The 23,635-nt window shown below is 59.5% G+C and carries 16 protein-coding genes; 4 read left to right on the forward strand and 12 right to left on the reverse strand.

Annotated features, from left to right (window positions below):
- Window positions 1–82: 82 nt before the first annotated feature.
- Window positions 83–3,742, forward strand: a complete 3,660-nt coding sequence (locus ASU33_RS19830; RefSeq protein WP_149867320.1) for a sensor histidine kinase — start codon at window positions 83–85, stop codon at window positions 3,740–3,742.
- A 107-nt stretch (window positions 3,743–3,849) separates the two neighbouring features.
- Complete coding sequence (locus ASU33_RS19835; protein ID WP_059072528.1) at window positions 3,850–7,449, forward strand: DUF8818 domain-containing protein; 3,600 nt, start codon at window positions 3,850–3,852, stop codon at window positions 7,447–7,449.
- Between the two features lie 20 nt (window positions 7,450–7,469).
- On the opposite strand, the gene ASU33_RS19840 is transcribed toward ASU33_RS19835, so the two are convergent.
- The 11 genes from ASU33_RS19840 to ASU33_RS19890 form a co-directional block, all read right to left on the reverse strand.
- On the reverse strand, window positions 7,470–8,030 hold the full coding sequence (locus tag ASU33_RS19840; protein ID WP_149867321.1) for a hypothetical protein: 561 nt from the start codon (window positions 8,028–8,030) through the stop codon (window positions 7,470–7,472).
- Window positions 8,031–8,256: 226 nt separating this feature from the next.
- Window positions 8,257–8,883, reverse strand: coding sequence for a 3'-5' exonuclease (locus ASU33_RS19845; RefSeq protein WP_059072530.1), 627 nt, complete (start codon window positions 8,881–8,883; stop codon window positions 8,257–8,259).
- A gap of 90 nt (window positions 8,884–8,973) precedes the next feature.
- The gene (locus ASU33_RS19850; RefSeq protein ID WP_149867322.1) at window positions 8,974–9,888 is read right to left on the reverse strand and encodes a hypothetical protein; all 915 of its coding nucleotides are present in this window, start codon (window positions 9,886–9,888) and stop codon (window positions 8,974–8,976) included.
- A 95-nt stretch (window positions 9,889–9,983) separates the two neighbouring features.
- Complete coding sequence (locus tag ASU33_RS19855) at window positions 9,984–12,020, reverse strand: beta-N-acetylhexosaminidase (protein ID WP_059072532.1); 2,037 nt, start codon at window positions 12,018–12,020, stop codon at window positions 9,984–9,986.
- Window positions 12,021–12,086: 66 nt separating this feature from the next.
- Entirely contained in the window at window positions 12,087–13,466 is a 1,380-nt protein-coding gene (locus tag ASU33_RS19860) for a DUF58 domain-containing protein (protein WP_059072533.1), read from the reverse strand.
- A 163-nt stretch (window positions 13,467–13,629) separates the two neighbouring features.
- Window positions 13,630–14,649 carry an AAA family ATPase gene (locus ASU33_RS19865; RefSeq protein ID WP_434060539.1) on the reverse strand — a complete coding sequence of 340 codons (1,020 nt, stop codon included), beginning with the start codon at window positions 14,647–14,649 and terminating at the stop codon, window positions 13,630–13,632.
- Between the two features lie 71 nt (window positions 14,650–14,720).
- Window positions 14,721–15,965: a DUF4350 domain-containing protein gene (locus tag ASU33_RS19870; RefSeq protein WP_059072534.1), complete on the reverse strand. Its 1,245-nt coding sequence runs from the start codon at window positions 15,963–15,965 to the stop codon at window positions 14,721–14,723.
- The gene (locus tag ASU33_RS19875) at window positions 15,965–16,747 is read right to left on the reverse strand and encodes a DUF4129 domain-containing protein (protein ID WP_160328245.1); all 783 of its coding nucleotides are present in this window, start codon (window positions 16,745–16,747) and stop codon (window positions 15,965–15,967) included. The genes ASU33_RS19870 and ASU33_RS19875 overlap by 1 nt, the downstream gene beginning before the upstream one ends.
- Window positions 16,747–17,697, reverse strand: a complete 951-nt coding sequence (locus tag ASU33_RS19880) for a hypothetical protein (protein ID WP_059072536.1) — start codon at window positions 17,695–17,697, stop codon at window positions 16,747–16,749. Before ASU33_RS19880 ends, ASU33_RS19875 begins: the two co-directional genes overlap by 1 nt.
- A 46-nt stretch (window positions 17,698–17,743) precedes the next feature.
- A complete protein-coding gene (locus ASU33_RS19885; RefSeq protein ID WP_059072537.1) occupies window positions 17,744–18,637 on the reverse strand; it encodes a hypothetical protein in 894 nt (297 codons plus the stop codon).
- 859 nt (window positions 18,638–19,496) lie between these two features.
- A complete protein-coding gene (locus ASU33_RS19890) occupies window positions 19,497–20,486 on the reverse strand; it encodes a stage II sporulation protein M (RefSeq protein ID WP_059072538.1) in 990 nt (329 codons plus the stop codon).
- Window positions 20,487–20,575: 89 nt separating this feature from the next.
- On the opposite strand from ASU33_RS19890, the gene ASU33_RS19895 reads away from it, so the two are divergent.
- The gene (locus ASU33_RS19895) at window positions 20,576–21,325 is read left to right on the forward strand and encodes an RDD family protein (protein WP_059072539.1); all 750 of its coding nucleotides are present in this window, start codon (window positions 20,576–20,578) and stop codon (window positions 21,323–21,325) included.
- A gap of 102 nt (window positions 21,326–21,427) precedes the next feature.
- Window positions 21,428–21,823: a hypothetical protein gene (locus ASU33_RS19900; RefSeq protein ID WP_059072540.1), complete on the forward strand. Its 396-nt coding sequence runs from the start codon at window positions 21,428–21,430 to the stop codon at window positions 21,821–21,823.
- A 79-nt stretch (window positions 21,824–21,902) separates the two neighbouring features.
- On the opposite strand, the gene ASU33_RS19905 is transcribed toward ASU33_RS19900, so the two are convergent.
- A complete protein-coding gene (locus tag ASU33_RS19905; RefSeq protein ID WP_059072541.1) occupies window positions 21,903–23,630 on the reverse strand; it encodes a bifunctional GNAT family N-acetyltransferase/carbon-nitrogen hydrolase family protein in 1,728 nt (575 codons plus the stop codon).
- Between the last annotated feature and the right edge of the window lie 5 nt (window positions 23,631–23,635).

A 23,635-nucleotide genomic window follows, 5' to 3' on the forward strand; every position in this document is an offset into this window, starting at 1 on the left:
AGTTTCTAATCTTGCCGAGGTTATACCTAGAGTTTCTTTAGTGACGAAGCGCTTTTCACCGCTGGTACTGCTACTGGCGGCTTTGCTCTGTTTTACAGGAGCATTCTTAAGCAACTACTTTACAGCGCCTGGCGTGCTGGTGCAGGCCGATATGGCACGGCTGCAGCAATTGCTTTCGGCAGCCGAAGAGCGGGCCGAGCGCGAAGCCGAAAGCTTAGCGGTGCAGTTACTACGTGGGCAAGGCAGCTTTGTCACGTTGCAGGGTGCTACTTACCCCACATTTGTATTTCGCGGAAATCAACTGCTCTACTGGTCCGATCATACCATTCGGCCCGAAGTACAAAATGTATCGCAGTCGTTCCGCGATAAGCTGGTGCAAATGCGCTTCGGTACGTATCTGGCCATACGGCGGCCTGCCGGTAGCTTTACAATCCTGACCTATATTCCGCTGCAGCGGCAATACGGTATTAGCAACCGCTACTTGCGCGAGGGCCTTGAGCTGGCGTTGTTCAAGGGCTCGGATGTGCAGTTGCTACCCAACGCCGAGCAGAACGATCAACTTCCGAAGCTATACTCGCACGAAGGGCATTACCTATTTTCGGTACAAAGCCGGCAACCCAATCCGGTTACGGGCAAGTACCTGCCGCTGGGGCTGCTGGTGCTGGGAATATGCTTGTTCGTTGCCGCGTCGCTGCTGCTGGGGCATGAGCTGTTCCAAAAGCGCAAGGCATGGCTTGGAGCAATTGCTGTAGTAGGGCCTTTGGTAGTGCTACGGGCATTGCTGCTGCACTTCAACTTGCCGTTTTCCTTTATTGAGCTGCCGCTATTCGACCCTAAAGTGTACGCGGCCTCGTGGGTGTCGCCGTCGCTGGGCGATTTACTGATCAACGCGGCGTTGCTATTGGTGGTAGCATGGTATACGCTCTTGCTGTTTCGTCGGTATGGCATGCTGCGATACATGCGCAGGGTAGAGGGCGACCCTAAGCGCATGGCTACAGCAGTTGTCATCTTTGTGGCGTTTTATGGCCTGCTAGTACTCCTGTATCAGTTTTACCTGAGTACGGCTACCAACTCGCAATTGGTGCTCGATGTAACGCAAAGCATTCAGTTTTCTAAGTTTAAGCTGCTGCTGTGTGCAGCCATTGTGCTGCACACAGCCAGCTATTGCCTGGGCTTTTGGCTGCTCACACAGCTATACATGGCTGTAGTGCGTCCGCAGCCGAAGCCGGTACACTTGCTGCTACTGGGTGTGCCAGCCCTGCTTGTTCTGCCTGTAGGCTTTGCCCTAGGCGAGTCGTGGTTGGTGCTGCTTGGCCTTACCCTGCTTTTCTTTTTGCTGCTGCGCATTTCGTCGTTGCGGTTGCTGGCGGGGGTGCTACCGTACCGGGTGTATGTATTTGTATTTTTGATGCTAGGGCTCAGTGCTAGCTTGGGTTCATTGGCCTTATATCAGCACTTCAAGGATCAGCTGATTCTAAATAAGCAGCGGTTAGCGGGCAACTTGTTGGTTGATAACGATCTGCAAGGCGAGTTTATGCTAGTGGAGCGTGCCCGCGATATCGCCGCCGACCCCATCGTGCGGACGCGCTTGGCCAGCCCCTTTGCCGATCAGGAATTGGTACGGCAGCGGATTTCCAAATACTACCTGCGTGGTTACTTCGATAAATACGAGGTGCAGGTGACGCTCTTCGATGCAAACGGCATTCCGATGGATGAGCCGGCCAGCACCCCTAGGCTGCCAGCGTTGCGCCCGTTCTTGCTGCGGCAAGCCATTCCGACGGACCTGCCTAACCTTTACCTGCTCAACCCTGCCGGCTCCTTCGATACGCGGCGTTACGTAGCATTTGTGCCCGTGCCCACGGTGGACGGTAACGTGGCAACCGTAATGCTGCAGCTTACTCTGAAAAAGCTTACGGCTAACAGCGTGGTGCCCGAGCTGCTTGTCGACCAGAAATACTTTCAGCCGGGCCTAGGTAACGAACTTAGCTATGCCGGCTACGAGTACGATCGGCTGGTGTACAGCGAGGGGGACTTCGATTACATAAACAACCTCCCCGTGCCCGTGCTGCACGATGAGCGGCTGTATACCTCGGGAGTGGTGCTGAATGGCGGACACCACCTAGGTGTGAAAGGACCGCAGAACCGCACCGTGGTGGTGTCAACTCCCACGTATGCAGTAATCGAATGGCTGGCCAACTTCTCCTTCTGGTTTTTGCTGCACACCATCGGTGGGGTGTTGGCCGGAGTTGTGGTGCTGCTGGTGCGCGGGCGTAACCCGCAGTTGCTGCGCGCTACGTTTAGTGCCAAAATTCAGCTGTTCCTGAACATCGGTATTCTGGCAACACTACTAGTGGTGAGTTTGGCCACGGCTAGCTTGTTTACTGACGCTTACAAGCGCGATTTGCGCCGTACGTACGAGCGCCGCGGCCAATTGGCCCAAGCCACCCTGCTCAAAAACCGCGACCTGCTAACCGAGCCCGAAGGCCACGAGCGCCTGACCGAGCTGGCCGAAAACGTATCGACGCTGACGGAGTCCGACCTGAACCTGTACGATGCCAAAGGGCAGCTGCTGGTAAGTAGCCAACCGCTAATTTTTGAGGCTGGATTGGTAAGTGAGCTGATGAACCCCGAAGCGGTGGCTGCATTGGCCGAGCGAGGGCAGCCGCGGATTTTAGTCAATGAGCGCGCCGGTTCGTTGTCGTTCAACACGCTGTACTTGCCGCTGCGTGCCCAAACCGCTACGGTCGGTGGGGGAGCGGTGCTGGGCTACGTTGGCATTCCGTTCTTCGACTCGGAAAAGGAGCTGAACACCAAACTAACGGAGCTGACGACTACCATCCTGAACATCTTCACCGTGATGTTCATTTTGTTCTTGTTCCTCACGTTTGTGGCCACGCGCGTGCTCACGCAGCCGCTCAAGCTAATTACCGAAAAGCTGCGCCACACCACGCTCACGGGCCAGAACGAGCCGCTGGCCTACGAATCGAACGACGAGATTGGCTTGCTGGTGCGCGAGTACAACACCATGCTCCATAAGCTCGAAGACAGCAAGCAGGAGCTTGCCATGCAGGAGAAAGAAGCCGCGTGGCGGGAAATGGCCCGGCAAGTAGCCCACGAAATCAAGAACCCGCTTACGCCCATGAAGCTGAGCCTGCAGTTTTTGCAGCGGGCCTTGGCCGAAAAGCGCGACAACATTGAGGAGATGATGGGCCGCATTTCGCAGACGCTCATTACCCAGATTGATGTGCTAACGGACATTGCAACGTCGTTCTCCAATTTCACCAACCTGCCCGCCATGCGCCCCGAGCGCCTAGGTATTGCCTCGGTGTTGCGCCGCTGCGTGGCCTTGCACCAGCACGTGCGCATGGAGGTGGAGCCCGGCAGCGAGGATGTGGTGGTGTATGCCGATGAAAGCCTGATTGTGCGCACTTTCAATAATTTGCTGCTGAATGCCCTGCAGTCGGTGCCGGAAGCGCGTAAGCCCGAGGTGGTGGCGCGTGTGCAACTGCCCACGGCGGGGCTGGTGCGCATCAGCATTCAGGACAACGGGAGCGGCATTGCCGCAGATGTGCGCGAAAATGTGTTCAAGCCTAACTTTACTACGAAGGAAAAGGGCTCGGGCATTGGGTTGGCCGTGGCCCGGCGCGGTATCGAGAGTGCCGGCGGAAAAATCTGGTTCGAGACGACGGAAGACGTAGGTACTACCTTCTTCATCGAGTTGCCGCAGGCACCTAGCTTGTAGTATTCGGTGAAGCTCGGCGCTCGAAGGATTTTTCCGGCTGTATGCGACGTTAGCGTGCCGTACGTTATTTCGCCTTTGGGTTGCCGCTGCTCCGCCGCGAGCTTTCTATGTTGCCACTGATACGCTGCTACTTACGCTGCTTTTTGCTGCTGGCATTGCTGGTAACTAGCGCATGGGCTCACGCGCAACAGCGGCCGGAGGTGATGTCGTCGCGCAGGTGCGTGTGGGTGCGTGTGCCCGCCGGGCGCGACACCACCGAGTTTGCACTGATGGACTCGCTGACCGTGGTGCCATCGTCGGTATCGATTTCAGTGCAGGGACGGGCAGTGGCGTACGACCGCACTACCGACCGATACCGCATCTTGTGGCCGAGCAGCCGCATTGTTTCGCCCGAGCCCAACGAGCCCGATTTGCGCCTGCCCACCAATCGGCCCGACTCGGTGCTGGTGTGCTACCGCGTGCTGCCCCTGCGCCTAGGTGCGCCGGTCGCCCGTCGGCCCAGGGAGCAGATGGACACCATCAGCTTTAACAACCGCCCATTTATGGGCTACGCGGGCCTAGGTCAGCAGGAGCAGATTTTAGTCACGCCGGGCATTAGCAAAACGGGTAACCTCACGCGCGGCGTTTCGTTTGGCAATGCCCAGAATGTGTTCGTCAACTCGGCGCTTAACCTGCAGCTCGAAGGCAAACTCACTGAGAAAATAGGGCTTACAGCGGCCATCAGCGACCAGAACGTGCCGTTTCAGCCCGAGGGCAACACGCAGCAGCTGCAGGAGTTCGACCGCATCTTCATCACCCTTACGCACCCGAATTGGGCGCTTACGGCCGGCGACGTGGTGCTGCGCAACAAGCCCGATTACTTCCTGCGCTTCTACAAAAACGTGCAGGGTGCGGCGGCCGAGGCGCAGTTTCGGCAGCGGCCCGGTTGGCGTAGCTCCACCAACGTGGCGGCGGGCGTGGCCAAGGGTAAATTTGCCAGCACTACCGTCGACCCCATCGAGAACGTGCAGGGTCCGTACCGCTTGCGTGGGCCCAACGGCGAGCAGTTCATCATCATTCTGGCCAACTCCGAGCGCGTGTACCTCGACGGCCGCCTGCTGGTGCGCGGCTTCGATAACGACTATGTTATTGACTACAACACGGCCGAACTCACGTTTTCGCCGCGGCACCTCATCACGCGCAACTCGCGCATTCGTGTCGATTACGAGTACTCCGATTTCAACTACGCCCGCTCGCTCTACCACCTCAGCCACTACCAAGAGGCTGGGCGCCTGCAGCTGCACGCCAACTACTACCGCGAGGCCGACAACCCCGACAACTCGCCCAACCTCACGCTCGACGACGACGACCGCGACTTTTTGCGCCGCTTGCCCGAAAACGTGAGCATTGCCGCCACACCGGGCGCCGACTCCGTGAGCTACGACCGCCGCCAAGTGCAGTACAACCGCGTGCGCTACCGCGACCCGGCCACCGGCGAGCAGCGCTGGGTGTTTGAGCTACTAACCGACTCGACGCGCAGCGTGTACAACGTGCGCTTTACTGATGTAGGTGAGGGCAACGCCGATTACGTGCTGAGCACCGACCCCGGAAAAACCAACGCCAACGGCCGCGTGTACGAGTATGTGCCGCCCATCGGCGGGGTATCGCGGGGGCGCTACCGGCCCGAGCGCCTGCTGCCGACGCCGCTCGAAAAGCAGCTGATTTCGGCCGGCGCCAACTTCCGGGTTGACTCCACCACTTCGGTGTTCGTGGATGTGGCCTCGTCGGACCTGGACCTGAACCGCTTTTCGCCGCAATCCGACAAAGGCCACTCCATGCGCGTGGGGTATGCGGTGCAGGATAAACCCTTGGCCGTGCCGGGGCTGCGCAACTACCGGCTGCGCTCCTCCATGGATTACGAGTACACCAGCCGGCGCTTTTCGCCCATCGACCGGTATCGCGACATTGAGTTCGACCGCAACTGGAGCACCGGCGCTACGCAGCAGAGCAACGCCATTGGCGGGCGCCTCTCACGCGAAGACAACATCTTCAACTTCTCGGTAGGCGCCGCCAAGGACCTCAACAACCACTTTGGCTACCGCGTGAGCCGGCGCTACCGCGCCGGCGAGGTAAGCGGCGTGCAGCACTGGTTGGATGGCGCCCAGCGCGTGGGCGACGTGGAGCTGCGCGGCTCGTTGTTTCTCCTAGGTGCCGAATCGGGGCGGCGGCGCTCTACCTGGACGCGCGGCGAAGGGGCCGTGCGCTACACCCGCGGCCCGGTGGTTCCCGGCTACGCCTACCGCTTCGATAAAAACCGCGTGGCGCTGCCCTCGGGCGATTCGCTATCGTCGGCCAACTACTTCGACGAGCACGCCGTGTTTGTGCAAAGCCAGGACAGCGCCCGCACCAAATACCGCCTCGATTACACCTACCGCCGCGACCGGGCGCCCAACGCCGAGCAAACCGCCCTGCAACTGCGAGGCACCGCCCAAACCTGGCAGGGCCAGCTTACCACGCGCATCGGCCGCAACCAAGATTTAAGCCTGCTGGCCACGTACCGCGACTTGCTGGCCCGCGACAGTGCCCGCCAACGTACGGCCCTAGGTCAGCTGGCCTGGAACGCGTCGTTGCTGCAGGGGCAGGTGCGCTCCGAGCTGACGTACAACGTAGCCACGGGCCGCGAGCCGAAGCGCGACTACGTGTTCATTCCCGTACCGAGCGGGCAGCAGGGGCTGGGCACGCACTACTACGCCGGCGACCTGAACAACAACGGCCGCCAGGACAAGGAAGAATTTCTGGAGGCCGCCACGCCCGATGCCGTGTTCCGCACGCACATCAAGGTGTTTTTGTTTACCGATACCTATGTTACGGCCTTCACCAACCGCTTCGGTTATCGCCTGCTGCTGGGCGCACCTAGGGAGTGGCGCGAGGGCAGCGGCTGGCGGGCCATGGTGGCGCGGTTCAGCAACGTTAGCAGCGTCAACCTCGATCGGCGCACCACCGATAAGTCTTTGTCGGCGCGCCTGAACCCGTTTGCCTATCAAACCAACGACGAGCAACTGTTGTCGCTCAACAAGGTCTTGCGCAACACATTGTACTTCAATCGCTCCAATCCGGTGTTCGGCGCCGAGCTAACCGTGCTGCAGAATCAGCAGAAAACACTGCTCACTACCGGCACCGATACGCGCAACTTGGCCAGCCAAAGCATGCTGCTGCGCCGCACCTTGGCGCAGTCGTTTACCTCGCGCCTTACGGCTACGCGCAGCATCCGCGAAAACAGCAGCACCTACCTGCTCACGCGCAACTTCCGCATCCGGCAGTACGAGGTGGCGCCTGAGCTGAGCTACCAACCCTCGGGCACGTGGCGCTTTACGGGCACCTACCAGCACACCACCAAGGAAAACGTGTTTGGCCCCGAAACCGGCGCCCGCGGTGCTTTCGATGAGTTGGGGGTTGAAACGCGCATCAGCCAGGTGAACAAGCGTACCGTTACGGCTGCCAGCCGCTACGTACGCGTGGCCTACAGCGGCGACCAAGCTTCCGAAGCCTCTGTGGTGGGCCTCGAAATACTGCAGGCCCTGCGCCCCGGCAACAACGTAACCTGGACGATAAACCTGGAGCAGCGCCTCAGCAACGGCCTCAACATCACCATCAGCTACGATGGCCGCAAACCCGACGGCTTGCGCAGCATTCACACCGGGCGTATGCAGGCCTCGGTGCTGTTTTAAGTCGGCGGCTGAAAATTTACCTAGTAGCGTATCTGCACGCGGGCCGTGTCCATGCCGGCCACGGTGTAGCGGATGCGGTGTTCCTCGGCGGGGGTGGTGCGGCCGCCGTTGAGCTGCCACCCCACGACATTGTCGCCCGGCGGTACAAAGCGGAAGATGACCGTGTCCTTTGGAGGGCGGATGATAAACGATTGCTGAAAGCCCCCGACTACAATATTCACCGCGTCGGTGCGGGGCGGTTCGTCGCGCAGGTGGATGCGCACCCAAGCGGGCGCGTCCACGGGCACGCGCAAGCCTTTGTTCTTGCGCCCGCCCTTGAGCTGCGGCGGGGTGAGGTAGTTGCTCTCCCCGCGCGGGGAAGTGGCCCGCACGACGTACTCGTACTCCGACTTCGCCTCGAACGAAAAGGCAAAGCGCCCGTGCGCGTCCGTGTCGCGCCAGCGGTCTGCGGCCGTGAGCACGGCGGAGGTGCCGCGTTTGGCGCGCGTGTAGAGGCGCACCTGCGCCGGGCCTACAGCCTGGCCGGTAACCGAATCGACAACCACGCCCTCCGCGCTTGTCTGCCCCTCTTGAAGAATCATACCGCAGCCGCTTATGCCACTTATAGCCAAGACGCCGAGCAGGCCCGTGGCATACCAATATTTCATAACAATAACCCTAAGTATACTGCCGCTGCAGCTATGCGGATAAACCAACACGAATGCAAGTGCCGGAAATATAGCGGCTTTGGACAGCAAGCAAGTAATAGCCTGTAGTTACTTTGCCCTATACCTTCCCGCTGCTTCCTAGGTCGGCACGTTGCAGGGGCTAATGCCAGCCATAGGACCTAGGGCGCCAAGCTCGAGCGGTGGGCTGCTTACCTACTTTCTTGGTGATGTCGCGCTGCTTAAAGCAGAAATCGAACGGGTGACCGGTGCGTAAAGCGCGCAACGTCAGCTCGGCGCAGGCCAGGGCGTCGGAGAGGCTGTCGTGGTGGTTTAGCTCGATGCCAAAATGGGCTGATAGCTCGCTTAGTTTGCTGCGCCCGATGTGCGGAAAAGCATCCTTGCACAGCTTAATCGAGCACATGCTAAAAAACTCGGGCATGGGCAGCTGGTGCGTAGCCAGGCTGTGCTGCAGCACGCTTACGTCGAAAGAGGCATTGTGCGCTACCACCAATTGGCCCTGCACATAATGCTCGATGGCGGGCCACAGCTGCAGCAACGTAGCGGCCGGGCGCAGCTGCTCCGCCGAAATGCGGTGAATGCTGTAGTTAATGCCCGATACGCGCAGCTCGGGCGGCCGGATAAGGTGTTGCTCGCGCGCTACGATGTTGCCGCCGCGCACCTGCACGATGCCAATGGAGCAAGCGCTGTCGCGCTTCTCGTACGCCGTCTCAAAGTCGATGGCGGTGAAGTTGAGCTCCTGGAGGTCCTGGAGAATGCGTTGCTGCATGGCCGCGCGGTAAACTAGGTGGTAAGTGATGCCTCGGGGGCTAAGCCCGAAAAATGGCATGCAATTACGCACTCTGCGGCGGCAACAGCCCTAGGGCAGCGGCGCTTTTTGGCCGGCAGCTACCGTGGGACGCGGCCGAACCAGCGTGTAGAGCAAGCGGCCGCGCTGCAACTCTGGCCCTTGCAAGCGCAGGGCGTACAGCCGTACCGTGTCGGGTGTGCTGGTGTAGGCCAAGCGGCGACGGCGCGGCGTGCTGCCATCGAGCAGCACGTAATCAAGGTTGTTGGCGTAGGTTTCGGCAAAATCGGTAGCGGCCTGGTAGCTGCGGTAGCGCCCTAGGCCACGTACGCTGCCATCGGCACCTAGTCGCACTTGGCTACGGCGCCCCGCCGAGTCGGTAGCCGCGTAGGCGCCGGCTAGTAGCTGCTTGTGCACGAAGCGTTGCACCGCGCTTGCCTCGGTGCCAGCGGCAGTGGCGTTGCGCTGCAGCCTGATGTAACGCTCCGACGCTAATTGCCGGCCGCTTTTGCTGTAGCGGTTTAGCAACAGGGTAGTGTCGGCTAAGCGCTTTTCGTAGGCCAGCTCGAAGGCATCGTCGGGTTTCTCGGCGTCGCGGTGGTTGGTGAGCAGGCCAATAGCGTTAGCCGTTGGCCGGAAATATAGCGTAAGGTTGCCAGCTTCGTGGTTGTTGAGGTTGAGCGCGACGCGAAGGCTGTCGCCCGTGCGCGCTGCCGGGTCGATGCGCAGGGCTGCTATGCCCCGTAATGCCGCAGCCGCTTGCAACGGCGAGCGGGTACGAGCTATTTCGGCCATGTAGGTTTCCTTTACCCACACGCCGCGTAGCATAGGGCCGAACTCGCGGGCCAAGGCCTCCACAGCAGCCGGCGTTACCGACTCAGCGGTTGAAGTGGGGTTGCGTTCGGCTTCCTGCTGACCTCGTTGGCAGGCAAGCAAACCGCAGCACGCAATCAGTGCAAAAAGAATATGACGAGGGGAGCAGGGCATGAAGAGAGGGAAGGAACTACTGGCCTTTACCGCAACTCGCCGTTTTGCGTTGCCCTGGGTAGTATGCTGTAGCGCGCTATTGTTGTTCAGGCAGCTTAGCGCGTAATAGCCTTGCGAACCACCTCAGCCAAGGGCAGCTCCGTTTGGCCGGCTGGCTTTTTGGCTTGCTCCAGCTGCTTCTGAGCAGCGGCCAGCCACTCAGCCGACGCCGGCTTGCCTTTCTCGAGCTGCTCGAGGCGCTGCAGCATAAGGGTAGACACTACCGTAAGCTGCGTTGAAAGCGGTGCGTACTCGCGCAGGCTGGCATTGGTTTGCAACAGCGGCTGCACCTTGGCGTCGTTTTGCTGCCACTGCTTTAGCTGCGTGCGCAGCCGAGCCAGCTGCCGGCGCGTTTCGGGGGTGTGCGGCAACTGCGTGATAAGGGCGCGCGGGTAGGCGAGTAGGCTATCGAGCGTAGCCCCAAACTGCCGCACCGCTTCCGATTCGGCCGGCGCGGCATCAACCAAGCGGTTGAGCGGCGTTTGGGTGGTGTATTTGAAGCCTTGAAAGTGGCGTTTGTACTCCTTGACGGGCTCTAGTGCATTCGCTAGGGTGCGCAGCGGCGCCACATCGTAGCCAGCGGCCATCATGGCCAGTAGCTGCTCGGGCGCGCGGCGGTGCTGCAGGCCCAGGCCTTCGAGCTGCACCGAAACGGCACCTAGGCGGCGGTACATATCGGGCACGTTGGTAACCGTTGCCGGCGACCACAACCGTTCGGCCACCGCCGCCGTGCGCGGCCACACCCGCGAATCGTAGATAACCGAATCGGCAAACTCCGACCACATGGTAGCCTCGCCACCCAGGATGCGCTTTTTCTCTTCGTCGGTCAGCGGCGCATCAGCAGGTATGGGGTCGGGGGCGTAGTGCGAGGCCGCCGTGAGGTACAGATCGATGTAGTAGCCGTTCGAGAGAATAGCCTGGTGGCCGGCCTTAGCGGCTTCGTACAGGCCTTTTTTGCCGCGCCAGCTCTGGATTACCGCGTCGGCCGGCAGCCCGGGCCCTAGGATTTCATCCCAACCCACCATCCGCTTCTCGTATTTCGTCAGCATCGTCAGCACGCGGCGGTTGAAGGCGGTTTGGAGGGCGTGCTTGTCCACAGCGCCGTCGCGCTTCACCATGCCTCGCTCGCGCATATACTGCGCAATGCGTGGGTTGCGGCGCCACTGCCGGCCGTCGTTTTCGTCGCCGCCGATGTGGAAGTACGGATCGGGGAACAAGGCCGTCATCTCGGCAAACAGCTTATCGAGCAGCTCGTAGGTCGATTCCTTCGTGGGGTCCATGGCGATGTTGAGCACGCCCCAGCGCGGCGATACGCCGTAGGTCGAGTCGTTGGAGGCCAGCTCGGGGTAAGCGGCCAGCCAGGCTGTGGCGTGGCCCGGCACATCGAACTCCGGAATTACCCGAATGCCTCTGGCTTGCGCGTACTGGAGCACCTCGCGCACCTGCTCTTGGGTGTAGTAGCCGTTGGCGCCGCCTACTTGGTGCAGCTTCGGCAGCACTTTGCTTTCTACCCGAAAGCCTTGGTCGTCGCTGAGGTGCCAGTGTAGCACGTTCAGCTTCACGGCGGCCATGGCATCGAGGTTGCGCTTGATAACCGACACGGGCATGAAGTGCCGTGCCGGGTCAATCAGCAGTCCGCGCCACGGAAAGCGCGGTTGATCTTGTATCTCCACCTCGGGCAGGTAGCTGCGCTTGGCGTCGCCTTGCGGCAGTTGCTCCAAGGTGGCCAGGGCCCGCAGCACACCTAGGGAGGTGGGTGCATCAATGGTAACGCCGTTGGGTGTTACGCGCAGGCTGTAGCGCTCCTCATCGAACAGCTCCATGCGCCCAAGCTTGCCGTACCGGATTTGCAGGGGCAGGGCATTGGCTGCGGCCGTGCCGTTGCGGTGCAGGCGGTCGAGCGTACGGCCAACCGCGGCACGCAACTGAGCGTCTTCCGGTCCGTCGAGCTGCGGCTTTAGCAGCGCCCTAGGTGCCAACGAGGCCTTGCCCCAGCTAACCTGGGCAGGCACGGGCAGGAGTTGGCGGGTATCGGCGGGCTGAGCAAAAGCGGCAAGCGGTAGGAGGAGCAGAAGCAGAAGCGAACGAAGCATAGGGCGAGTTTACGGCGAAGCGCCCAAGCAGGCGCAATTTCTTTGCCGTTTAGCTTTGGCCGCTGCTTATATCATGCCCCTCGACTTAAACTCGAGGTACCGGTTGATGGTGTTGGCCGTGAGGTTTTGCGGTGCCGTGAGCAAAGCCTGAATGCCGTAGCGCTGCAGCTCCAGCACCATGCGGCGCTTGTCCTGCACAAATTTTTCGGCCACGGTTTGGTTGTACAGCTCCTCGGTGCTGGTAGCCGGTGTTTCGAGCACGCCGCGCAGCTCGGTGTTTTCGAAGAACACTACTAGCAGCAGGTGCTGGCTAGCCAGGCGGCGCAGGTAAGGCAATTGGCGCTGCAGGCCGTGCAGGCTCTCGAAGTTGGTAAACAGCACCAGCAGGCTACGTTGCTTTACCTGCCGCTGCACCAAGGCGGCCAGCCGCTCGAAGTCGGATTCCAGAAAACGCGTTTGTTGCCGATACAGCACCTCCAGCAGGCGCGGCAGCTGGCCGCGGCGGCGGTCGGCGGGTACTACGTCGCCGGGCTCGTGGGCGAAGGTGATGAGGCCGGCGCGGTCGTGCTTAATGAGGGCAATGTTGCTGAGCACCAAGGAGGCGTTGATGGCGTAGTCGAGCAAGGCCAGCTGCTCGAAGGGCATGCGCATCACGCGGCCTTTGTCGATAACGCAGTACACCTGTTGGGCGCGCTCGTCTTCGTGGTGGTTTACGAGTAGTTGGTCGCCGGCCTGGCTGGGGCGGCGGGCCGTGGCTTTCCAGTTAATGGTGCGCGGATCGTCGCCGAGGGCGTAGGGGCGAATGTGGTCGAACTCCATGCTCTGGCCCACGCGGCGAATGCGTTTCACGCCAACTTCGGTAAGGCGGTTGCTGAGGGCCAGCAGTTCGTAGCGGCGCATCTGCAAAAACGAAGGGTACACAGCCGTCGTCACATCGGCCTCACCAAAACGGTAGCGGCGTTGTACCAAGCCCAGCGGCGAGCGGGCCAGCACGTTGGTTTGCCCAAAAATGTACTCGCCGCGGCGGGTGGGGCGTAGCTGATAATGTAGCGTGGTGGCGGTGCCGCCGGCCATTCGCAGCGGAAACAGCAAGTCGCGGCGCTGAAACTGCACCGGCACATCATCCACCACATCGAGGCGCGCGGCGAAAGGGTAGCGGTTTTCAACCACTACCTGCACATCGTTGTCGTCGCCGTTGGAGAGTCGCCGGCCGATTACCCGCCGCGCAAATACGCCTTCGCCCCGGCCCAAGGCATAAAGCAACCCTAGGTCGAGGAGCGTGAAGAGGGCCAGGGCAACGGCCAGAATTTGTGCCGGTGCTACCAATACGGGCCAGAAATGCGCCACAATCAGCAGCGTAACTACTACAGTCCACGCGGCAAAAAAGCGCGAAGGCAGCAGCAACGAGGCAATCAGATTGCGGAAGAAGGATGTAGAGGCAGGCATCGGCAACGAGGGCGCGTGCGGCAGGAAGTAATGCACCTAGGGCTTGCGGCAAGCTCTAGGTGCGAAAAAAAAGCGGAAAGGCAGAATTGCTATCGGACATCAGCACGCAAGATGTCTCGACTGCGCTCGACATGACATTCTAACTGCTCATTGCCCACGCGGCCTAGCGCGGCACCTCCACCTGTTGCAGCAGTTGGCGCACCACGTCGTCGGGGCCCAGGCCTTCCAGCTCGCGCTCGGGCGTAAGCTGAATGCGGTGGCGTAGTACCGGCGCGGCCAGGTGCTGAATGTCTTCGGGCGTTACAAAGTCGCGGCCGCGCAGGGCGGCAAGGGCTTTGGCGCCGTTCAGCAGAGCAATGGAGGCCCGCGGCGAAGCCCCTAGGTGCAGCGACTTGTGCGTGCGCGTGAGGCCCACCAGCTTGGCTACATATTCAAACAACCTAGGCTCGACGTGCTGCTGGCGCACTTGGCGGCGCAACGCGTGCAACTGCTCGGGCGTAACCACGGCCTGCACTGCATTGAGCGGCAAGCCACCGGCGCCGGCGTGGTGTCCTTGCAGAATCAGGATTTCCTCGGCCTCGGTGGGGTAGGGCACGAGCACTTTAAACAGGAAACGGTCGAGCTGGGCTTCGGGCAGGCGGTACGTGCCTTCTTGCTCCACGGGGTTTTGCGTGGCTAGCACCATAAAAGGCTCGCCCAGGTGGTGCGTGTGCCCGTCGTGGGTAATGTGGCGCTCCTCCATCACCTCGAACAAGGCTGATTGAGTTTTGGCTGGGGCACGGTTAATCTCGTCGATCAGCACCACACTCGAGAAAATAGGGCCTTGCCGAAACTCGAAACTGCCGCGCGCCGGCACGTACACCGAGGTGCCCAGCACATCGGAGGGCATGAGGTCGGGCGTGAACTGAATGCGGCCAAACGGCACCGAAAGCGTGCGGGCCAGTAGCTTGGCCGTAAGTGTTTTGGCAACGCCGGGCACGCCTTCGAGCAGCACGTGGCCATCGGCCAGCAACGCCACGAGCAGCAGTTCTACCAGGTCGTGCTGGCCTACGAGTACGCGGCTTACCTCGCGGCGCACGGCCTCGGTGGTGCCCGAGAGCTGGCTAAGGTCGGTGCGGGTACCGAAGGGCATCTCGGCGGTAGTGTGGTTGGTGTGCGGGGTATGGTTGGTAGAGGGTTCCATGCGGTAGAAGGAGGCCACGGCACCTAGGGCAAGGCGGGCGGTAAGTAGTTGATGGAGGTTAAACCAAGCAATTAGCGCTCGGCGCGTTGCTGAAAGTTGGTGAGCAGTTGATACAGCTGATGAAGCTCGGTTTCGGAAACGTGCTCGGCATCAAGCCAATTGTTAAGACGAGCCAGCAGCGCCGTCACCTCGTCGGCCGGAATGCCGGTGCGCAAACTCAGACGGCGCGGGTAGTCGGTATCGATGGTAAGCGGTACGGGCTCCTGAAAGCGGGTGCGCAAGTAATCGAAGAACAAGCGAATGCGCAGGCCGGCTAAGCTCTGGTGGTTACGCCCTTGGCGGTACACGTTGGCTACGGTGCGCACAAATTGTAGGCTGGTGTTGGGCAGCGGCCGCAGCGTAGGCACAGGCCGCTGGCGGCGGCGCGCACCTAGGAGCGCAAACAGCAATCCGCCGATGAGCAGACCATTCCAGGCCCACTCAAGCGCCGGGCTGGTGTGTACAACCCGCAGCAGCGAGTCGTCGCCTTCGCGGCCTTGGGTGTAAAACTCGTCCCACAGCACCGGGCCTTGCGGCAGGTAGCTTAGGGCGCCGGCCACAAATGCGGCGTTACGGCCATACAGCACGCCGTAGTTGCTGAGCAGGGCCGGTACCGAGCACACGTACAAGTGCCCACGGCCCACCGAGGTGTGCACCAGCACGGGGTGCTGCTGGTTGTCGAGGGCCAGCACAGTGCCGGGCGAGGTTTGCCCCTTGCTTTTGCCCGATGCGGCCAGCAGCCGGCCCAGGCTGTCGTGGGCAAAGTAGGTGCCTACTACGCGGTTGGGGAGGGCAGCCGTGCGCTTTTGCAGCGCCGTGGCCACAAACCGAAAACGCACGGTATCCTTGCTGCTTACGTCTAAATCGAAAGGCGCATCCACCGTAGCGGGCATTTGCCACAGGCTGTCGATTTTATCGGAAAGCAGAAACTGCTCGGCCGCCAGCCATACGGTGCCGCCCCGCTGCAAGTAGCGCGTAATGGCTTGCGCATCGGCGGGGCTGGGCTGAAAGGATTGCTGCGCCAGAAAATACACGGCGGGCGGCGCCTTTACCGAATCCTGCAGGGCTACGTAGGGCGACTCGCGCGTGGGGCGCACCGATGCCTTGGCGAGGGTAGGCAACAGCCGAAAGCTGGCGTAGGTACCTAGGGGGCGCTTGTGGTCGTTGCGGTACGAGGGCGTCCAGTCGAGTTTTTTGGGCTGGTTGTAGGCTATCAGCAGCCAAATACCCACCAGTATCCCCAGCACCGTAAGCGGCCAACGAATAGAACGAAGCATTAGGCAGCGCGGCGGTTTTGGAGGTGGGTAAGAAATGCCTGGCGCGTGGTGCGCACTTGCTCGTAGGGAGCGGCCTCAAGCTCTAGCTCGCCGTACCACACGTACTCGAACTGGCGCGTGAGTGAGGCAAATGCGGGCACCAACCGGGCAGCATTGGTTTGCAGCTCGGCTTGGTAGTGGTGGTTGGTTTTGTCGGGCGTCCAGTTGATAAGCCCACGGTCGGTGAGGGCCTTTAGCACCAGCAAGTAACCCAGGCGCGTAGCTAAGCGCCATTGGCCTTGCGCCTCGGCCTGTTGCAAGCGCTGCGGCAGGGTTTGCTCGTGCACATCGTCGGCTTCGGTAGCGTAAGGCACGGCAATGTTGCGCCCGCGGCCGCGCAGCCAATCGGATAGCCGCAGGTTGAGCAGCTGCATCACAATCAGCACCAGCGCTACTGCAGCTACGCCGTAAATCAGCACCCGCCACACAACGGCACCGCTGCCCTCGGGTAAGGAGTCGAACAGCCGGCGCATGAGGTTTTGCCACCAGCGGCTTACCGGGTTGGTAGGCGGCGGCGCCTCCTGGTAGTGCAGGTCGTCATCGGCTTGCAGGCGCTGCAGCTCATCGGCACCGAAGTTGCGCACCGAAGCTGGTGCGGGTGCTTGCTGTACAGCGGCAACGGCTGGCGGGCTGGGTGCTTGGGGCTGAACCGGAGCTGGAGCAGCTACAGCTAGTTGCACCAACAACAAGCCAGTAGCCAAGCTACCTAGGGGGTAAGTAAATCGGCGCGAGGAGGGGAGCATCAAAGCGTAGGGTCGCCGTAGCTGGGGCGGAACAGCGTGTCGTCGGGAGCGGTGGAGGAGCCGGTACTGGCGGATGGCGTTTGGCCGATTTCCTGCACGCGCCATTGCAGGCTAACGCCGTCGCGGCGCTCTACCAAGTTGAAGTACTGGAACATCAGCAGCAGAAACAGCACCGGGTACAGCGCCAGATTAATGGCCATCTGCACACCTTGAAGCAAGACGAAGCCTGTGCTACCAAACTCGCTGGAGCCAAAGAAGCCCATGAAGCCCAACACCAGGCCCAGCACGCCCCCAACGGCAGCCGACAAAATGCCTACGCCTATGCCACCCACGAACATCAGCCCGAACGTGGACCACCACTTGCCGCGAATCAGGCCTACGCAGCGGCTTAGCGTCTCGCCTAGGTCGGCGCGCTCAAACACGATTACGCAAGGCAGCAGATACAAAGCCATTGACAAATAAACGCCCGGAATGATGAGCAGCATATAGCCCAGCACCACGCAGATGGTTGCCACAATGCCATAGCCAACCAGCGGCAGCATGTTGGGGCGGGCCTCAGCCCACACCTCGGCAACCGTCAAGGGCGCGGTAGCATCGGGGCTCTCCATGCGGCGCTTCACGAAGGCGTACATCATGGCGTAAGTGGCCAGCATGGCCAACATGGTTACAATACCCAGCCCTACGTAAGCCGGCACCATTATCAGTTGCACCGAGGAGGTGTCGTCGAGCGTGGATGCACTTGTAAAAACCGAAAAGACCAACCCCGCAATTGCTACCATTGCCACGGCCATGGGCACTAGCAACACGCGGTAGAGGTTGCCGCCATGCTTGCCCAAAAAGGAAAAGGTGGCTTCGAACTTCTGGCCGAAGTCGCGGCGGCGGTAGTAGTCCTGCGGAGTGGTAAAAGTGCGCTCCGATTCGGTGCGAGGAGTAGCGGTAGAAGTTTGCATGCGGCTATAAATGAAGGCTATTGAGAATACAGTGGGTGGGTGCGAGCTACAGCAGGTATTCGCCCTCAGTAACGGCGCCTAGGTCGTGGGGCTGGCTGGTTGCTGCCGGAGCCTGACCGATGCGCGAAGCCCGCCAGCTGAGGCCCGGGCTTTCCTTGCTCTCTACTATACTAAAGTAATTAAATGCCATGAGGATGGCCGTAATGGGCTGGAGCAAAAACTGCAAAGTCGAAATCAGCAGGCGTACTGGCAGCACCCAAAACCACTCCGACTGGTCTATCTCGAGCGCCGCCCCCAGGCTTTGCAGGAGGGCTTCGGGTATCTGAATAGTGCCTACTTGCAGCAACGCTGCCATGAGCGCCAAGCCGAACGTCGTCCACCAAAACCGTTCGACCAGCTTAAAGCAGCGCGACAACGATTCTTCGCCGTCTTCGAGCATTACCACGGCGGGCAGCAGCGTAAAGGCCGGCCAGATGTAAATGCCCGGAATGATCAGGCACAAAAAGCCCAAGCCCATCAGCGCGCCAAAAATGAGGTTGCTGCCGAAATAGGAACCCAGGCCGTTGACAAAGTCCCAAATCTGATCGGGCGTGTAACGGGCACCGGGCTCGTCGAGGGCGTGCATGCGGGCGCGCAGAAAGCCGTATACCACGCCCGTGCCTACAAAGCTGCCGATAGCATAAAACACCGTACCAACGGGGAATAGCATGGCGCCATCGGTGCCCACAAAATGCTCGCCAGCCGCCTGAAACAGCGCTCCGATAAGCATGTACAGGCCCGCGTAGCGCACCAAGACACCAAACAGCTCTTTGTAGTGCAGACGCAGGAGTTGGGCAGTGGCCTCCCACTTCTGTCCGAAGTCGCGCACTTGGTAGAAATCGGCGGGGTGGCTAAAGGGAGGCGGCCCAGCGGTAGGCTTGGCTGTGGTAAGCGTGGGCATGGTGAACGACGGTGGAGATAAGCGGGAGCAGGACGATAAACACCAAGAAGTTAATAAATAAGAAGTGTGCGCAACAATACAGATAGTCTATTATAATTTTTAGCTAAAGTCATGACCCTTACTCAGAATTATTAAAAACATAAACAAAGTTCTGTTTATTTGATGCAATGTATAAAAAATGCATAATATGTACTTTGGACATAATCAGGGAGTATTTTACGCATTGATTCTTTGATATCACTTGATATTACTTTACATGATTACAACCCATTAACATTAAATAATATTGAGCAGTATATTAATTATCGAATAGATCAAGCAAAACTAAGCTTCAACAAACGTACGGACAAAATAATATTTACATTATTAATTATAACTATAAACCATGAAATTACTCAGCATATTTTTTTGCAAGGGCATAGACCGTTTCATTTTTATAAATTATTTTATTGCTATTTTTATAAGTTATGCACTTATAGTCATTTGTGGAAAGCACTAAGGAGTCTTGTGTTATTGTTCTTATGAGAAATATGGTGTTAGCAAGTCTGATGTGGCTGTCATCAATCATTGACCAACTTTGATCTGGTTCATGATCAAAGTTTTCTTCGTTACTATCTATATACACACCATTCTTTTTTTTGTAAATCCTATAATGCTTATTATCGAATTTCCACCTTTCTGCATTCAATTTGCTTTGTTTTTTTTGCAGTAGAGTAATTACATACTTTTAGAGCATGAACAAGCCAGAAATCATTATTCGAATTTAAAATTTTGCTACCAGACTTAGACTTGCAAGAAGCTGTCATTAAAAGTGTTGTATACAGCAAAAGCCTTAACATTTTATTACCTTAAAAGCGAATCAGGGGGCCTCCTCGTCGGTTTCGGTGAGGGCGAGGCCTAGGCGCGTGGTGCGGCGGTACACCCACCAGGGGTACACCACAAAGTAGCCTACTACCAGCACCAGCGAGAGGCCAATGGTCGGCAAGCTCACGGCCAGCGGGTGGCGCGGCGCCAAGCGGGTAACAAAGCCTTCCAGGAAAGCGGCTACCACAATCAGCGGCACCAAGCCGGCCATCAGGCGCATACCATCGCGGGCACCGCGGCGCAAGGCCTCGCCACGCGGGTAGCTGCCCGGAAAGAGCAGGCTGTTGCCCAGCACCAGCCCTGCCCCGGCGGCCAGAATAATGCAGCTGATTTCAATGGTGCCGTGCACCCAAATGGCCATGGCCGATTTCAGCCCCACGCCCTGCGCGAAAAAGAAATACTGAAAACTGCCCACCATCACGGCGTTGCGAAACAGCAGAAACAGCGTACCTAGGCCGCCAACCACCCCGAGGGCAAACGTGAGCAAGGCCACGCGCACGTTGTTGAAGGCGATGTACAGAAACATGGATACCTCGGGGGCGGTGCCGTACACATCGGTGGGCCGGCCGCGCCGGATGTTCTCGAGCGTCGAGTTCACGTAGCCGTCGCCCAAAATCAGGCGCACAAAGGTGTCGTCTTCGGCAGCCGATAGCGCACCTAGGCCCGCAAACAGCAGAAACAGCACAAAGGCCAGCAGCATGGGCCGCCAATAGCGCACCATCAGCAGCGGAAACTCGAGTCGCCAAAACCTACCTAGGGGCTGGCGGCGCGCGGCGCGGCGGCGGTACAACTGTTCATGAAAGCGCGCCGCCAGTTGGTTGAGGTGCTCGGTAACCGGTGCCGACGGGTAGAACGTGCGGGCGTACGCCAAGTCGTCGGTGAGGGCTACAAAACGCTCGGCCAGCTCTTCGGGGGTAGCGGCCGGGGTATGTTCGTAAGAGTGCCACCGCTCTTGGTTGCGGCGGATGAATACAGCTTCGCGCATAAAGAAACGCCCGACCGTAAGCGGCGGGCGCAAATCGTGTCAGGAAGATTATATTTTTGGAAGTATTCTCCAATAATAGTTTGCCGCCCATGGCTCAGTTGCGCATTCCAACCACCCAAAACGTTACGCTTGAGTACGAAACCGCCTCCATTGGCGAGCGTATTGCCGCCACCCTGCTCGATGGCGTGGTGCAAGCCGGCTGGGTTATTCTGTGGCTGACGCTGCTGTTCGGCGTGTTCGATCTAGAAAGCGGCCGCAACGAATTCACGCTTGGCATGATCATCATTGTGGTAATTGTGCTGCCGCTGTTTGTGTACCACTTGGTGTCGGAGGCCCTGTGGCAGGGGCAAAGCATCGGCAAGCGCATCATGAAAGTGCGCGTAATCAGCCTCAACGGCACGCCAGCACGCTTCACGCAATACTTGTTGCGCTGGGTGTTGCGCATTGTCGATGTGAGCATGTTTTACGGCATTGTGGCCATTGCCTGCATTTTGGGCAGCGGCCGCGGGCAGCGCCTGGGTGATATGGCCGCCGGCACCGCAGTAGTGCGCCTCAACCGCCGCCAAACCGCCGCCGATAACTCCTTGTTCGGCTCCGATTACGACCCCAATTACCGCGTTACCTTCCCGCAGGTAGCTTCGCTGGCCGACCACGACGTGCGCCTGATTCAGGAACTAGTAACGCAGAGCGAAAAGCGCGGCGCTTACCACATCCTCGACGATGTCGCCGAGCGGGTGCGCACCCTTACGGGTATCGAAACCAACATGCCCAACCACGAATTTTTGCTTGTAGTGCTGCGCGACTACGGCTACCTCGCCTCACAAGCTGCGGCGCACTAAGTAGTAGGGTAATTAGCTGCCTATTAGCCAGTCAGCTTGGTTGGCCCCAACTCCGTTGCCGTTTGGCCGTAGCAGTAGAGTAAACCTAACGCTGACTTTGCCATGGCTACTGATAATAGAAACGACAACGATAAATTCGATTTCGTAAAGGATAACAACCCGCGCGAGTCGCCCAACCTCAGCCCCCAGCCCGAAAATCTGCGCCGGGGCGCCGAGGTAGCCAACCAGCCCGAGGGCATGCCTGGCCAAGCCGCTAACCCCGGCTTGCAAGCGCCGCATCAGCAAGCGCCCAACTACGGCGATTTTGGCAAGGCTGAAAACGCCGTGCCTCAAAGCCAAGCTTCTACTTCGAGCGAGAACTTCCAGCCGTACTACGGCCAAGAAACTCCGCCACAACCCGAAGACACCCACCACGGCGACAACCGTTTCCGAAACAGCGGCACCCGCAATTGGGAAACCAACGAGCCTAAAAACCCGCACGTAGGTTCCGAAGACTAAGCCCCCTAGGTGCCTGTAATGTAAAAAGCCCCTGCTAGCGTACTAGCAGGGGCTTTTTGTTTGTTCACGAAGCAGGCAATCAACCAGCGGTGTGCTGCATCTTGTTTTTGCGAGCGGGTCGCATCGATACGCGGTCTTCGCCTTGGCCAAGCAATTCGTCGTCGCGTTCGGTTTTCTTCACCACCCAACTTACCGAGTACAGGTCCTTCCGACGGTCGCGCAGGTTGCGCACGGCGCCCGAGGTGTTCAAGTCCTTCAGCAAGTCTAGGTCGAGGTCGGCAATCAGCGTCATCTCGGTGTTCGGCGTGGCCTCGGCCACGATGGCGTCGTGCGGGAAGGCAAAGTCGGAGGGGCTGAACACGGCCGACTGCGAGTACTGAATGTCCATGTTCTCGACGCGCGGCAGGTTGCCTACCGAGCCCGTAATGGCCACGTAGCACTCGTTTTCGATGGCGCGGGCCTGGGCGCACAGGCGCACCCGTTGGTAGGCGTTCTTGGTATCCGTCCAGAACGGCACGAACAGAATCTTCATGCCTTCGTCGGAGAGCATGCGCGAGAGCTCGGGAAACTCCACGTCGTAGCACACCAAAATGCCGATTTTACCGAAGTCCGTGTCAAAGCACTTCAGCTTGTCGCCACCGCGCATGCCCCAGTAGCTGGCCTCGTCGGGGGTTACGTGCAGCTTGTACTGCTCGTCCACGGTGCCGTCGCGGCGGCAGAGGTAAGCTACGTTGTGCAGCTTGCCGTCGTGGTACAGCGGCATCGAGCCGGCAATGATGTTGATGTTGTAGCTCACAGCCAGTTCCATCATTTTCGCCTTGATGGGCTCGGTGAAAGCGGCCATGGCCCGAATGGCTACCGACGGGGTGTCCTCGTTGGTAAGCGCCATGAGGGGCGCATTGAAGAACTCCGGAAACATCACGCAGTCGGCCTTGTAGCCCGATACGGTATCCACGAAAAACTCGATCTGCTGAAACAGATCTTCGAGCGAGCGGGTGCCGCGCATTTGCCACTGCACAATGCCAATGCGCACGTTGCTCTTCACGTTGCCGATGAGGCGTTCGGCATCCTCGTCGTAGTACACGTTAATCCACTCCAGCAGCGTGGCGTAGGCCTTCGACTCGGAGTCGTAGGGCAAGTAGCCGCGGATGATTTTGCGTACGTGAAACTCGTTGGAAAGCTGAAAAGTGAGGATGGGGTCGGTCAGCTCTTTGTTGCGCACCATCTCCACGTACTTGGCCGGCGTCATCTCGTCGGCGTACTTGGCGTAGCCCGGAATGCGGCCGCCCGCCACCATGGCGCGCAGGTTCAGGTTTTCGCACAGCTCCTTGCGGGCATCGTAGAGGCGCCGACCTAGGCGCAGGTTGCGGTACTCGGGGTCCACGAACACGTCGACGCCGTACAGCGTGTCGCCGTCGGGGTTGTGCGTGTCGAACTTGCCGTTGCCGGTAATCTTGGCGTAGGTGTGCCGGTCGCCAAAGTCGGAATACTGCACAATGATGGCCAGTGCGGCGGCCACCACCACGCCGTTGTCTTCGATACAGATTTGGCCTTCCGGAAACTTCCGCACAAGGGCGTTGTACTCGTCCTGGGCCCAGGCGCCCTCCATGTTGGAGTACACCTTGTCCATAATATCGCGCACGGCTTTGTAGTCCGATTTGCGGAGCGTGCGCAGCACCAGCTTGTGTGCCTGCGTTACTTGCCCGTCCTCCGGGGCGGTGGGGGTAGCAGCAGCAGCTGGTGCGGTTGGTTTCTTATCGGCCTTTTTGGCTTGGCCGTTTGATTTAGCAGAGGAACTCGAAGCCATGATAG

The sequence above is a fragment of the Solirubrum puertoriconensis genome, from assembly GCF_001483135.1.
In the GTDB taxonomy this organism is placed as follows: Bacteria; Bacteroidota; Bacteroidia; order Cytophagales; family Hymenobacteraceae; genus Solirubrum; species Solirubrum puertoriconensis.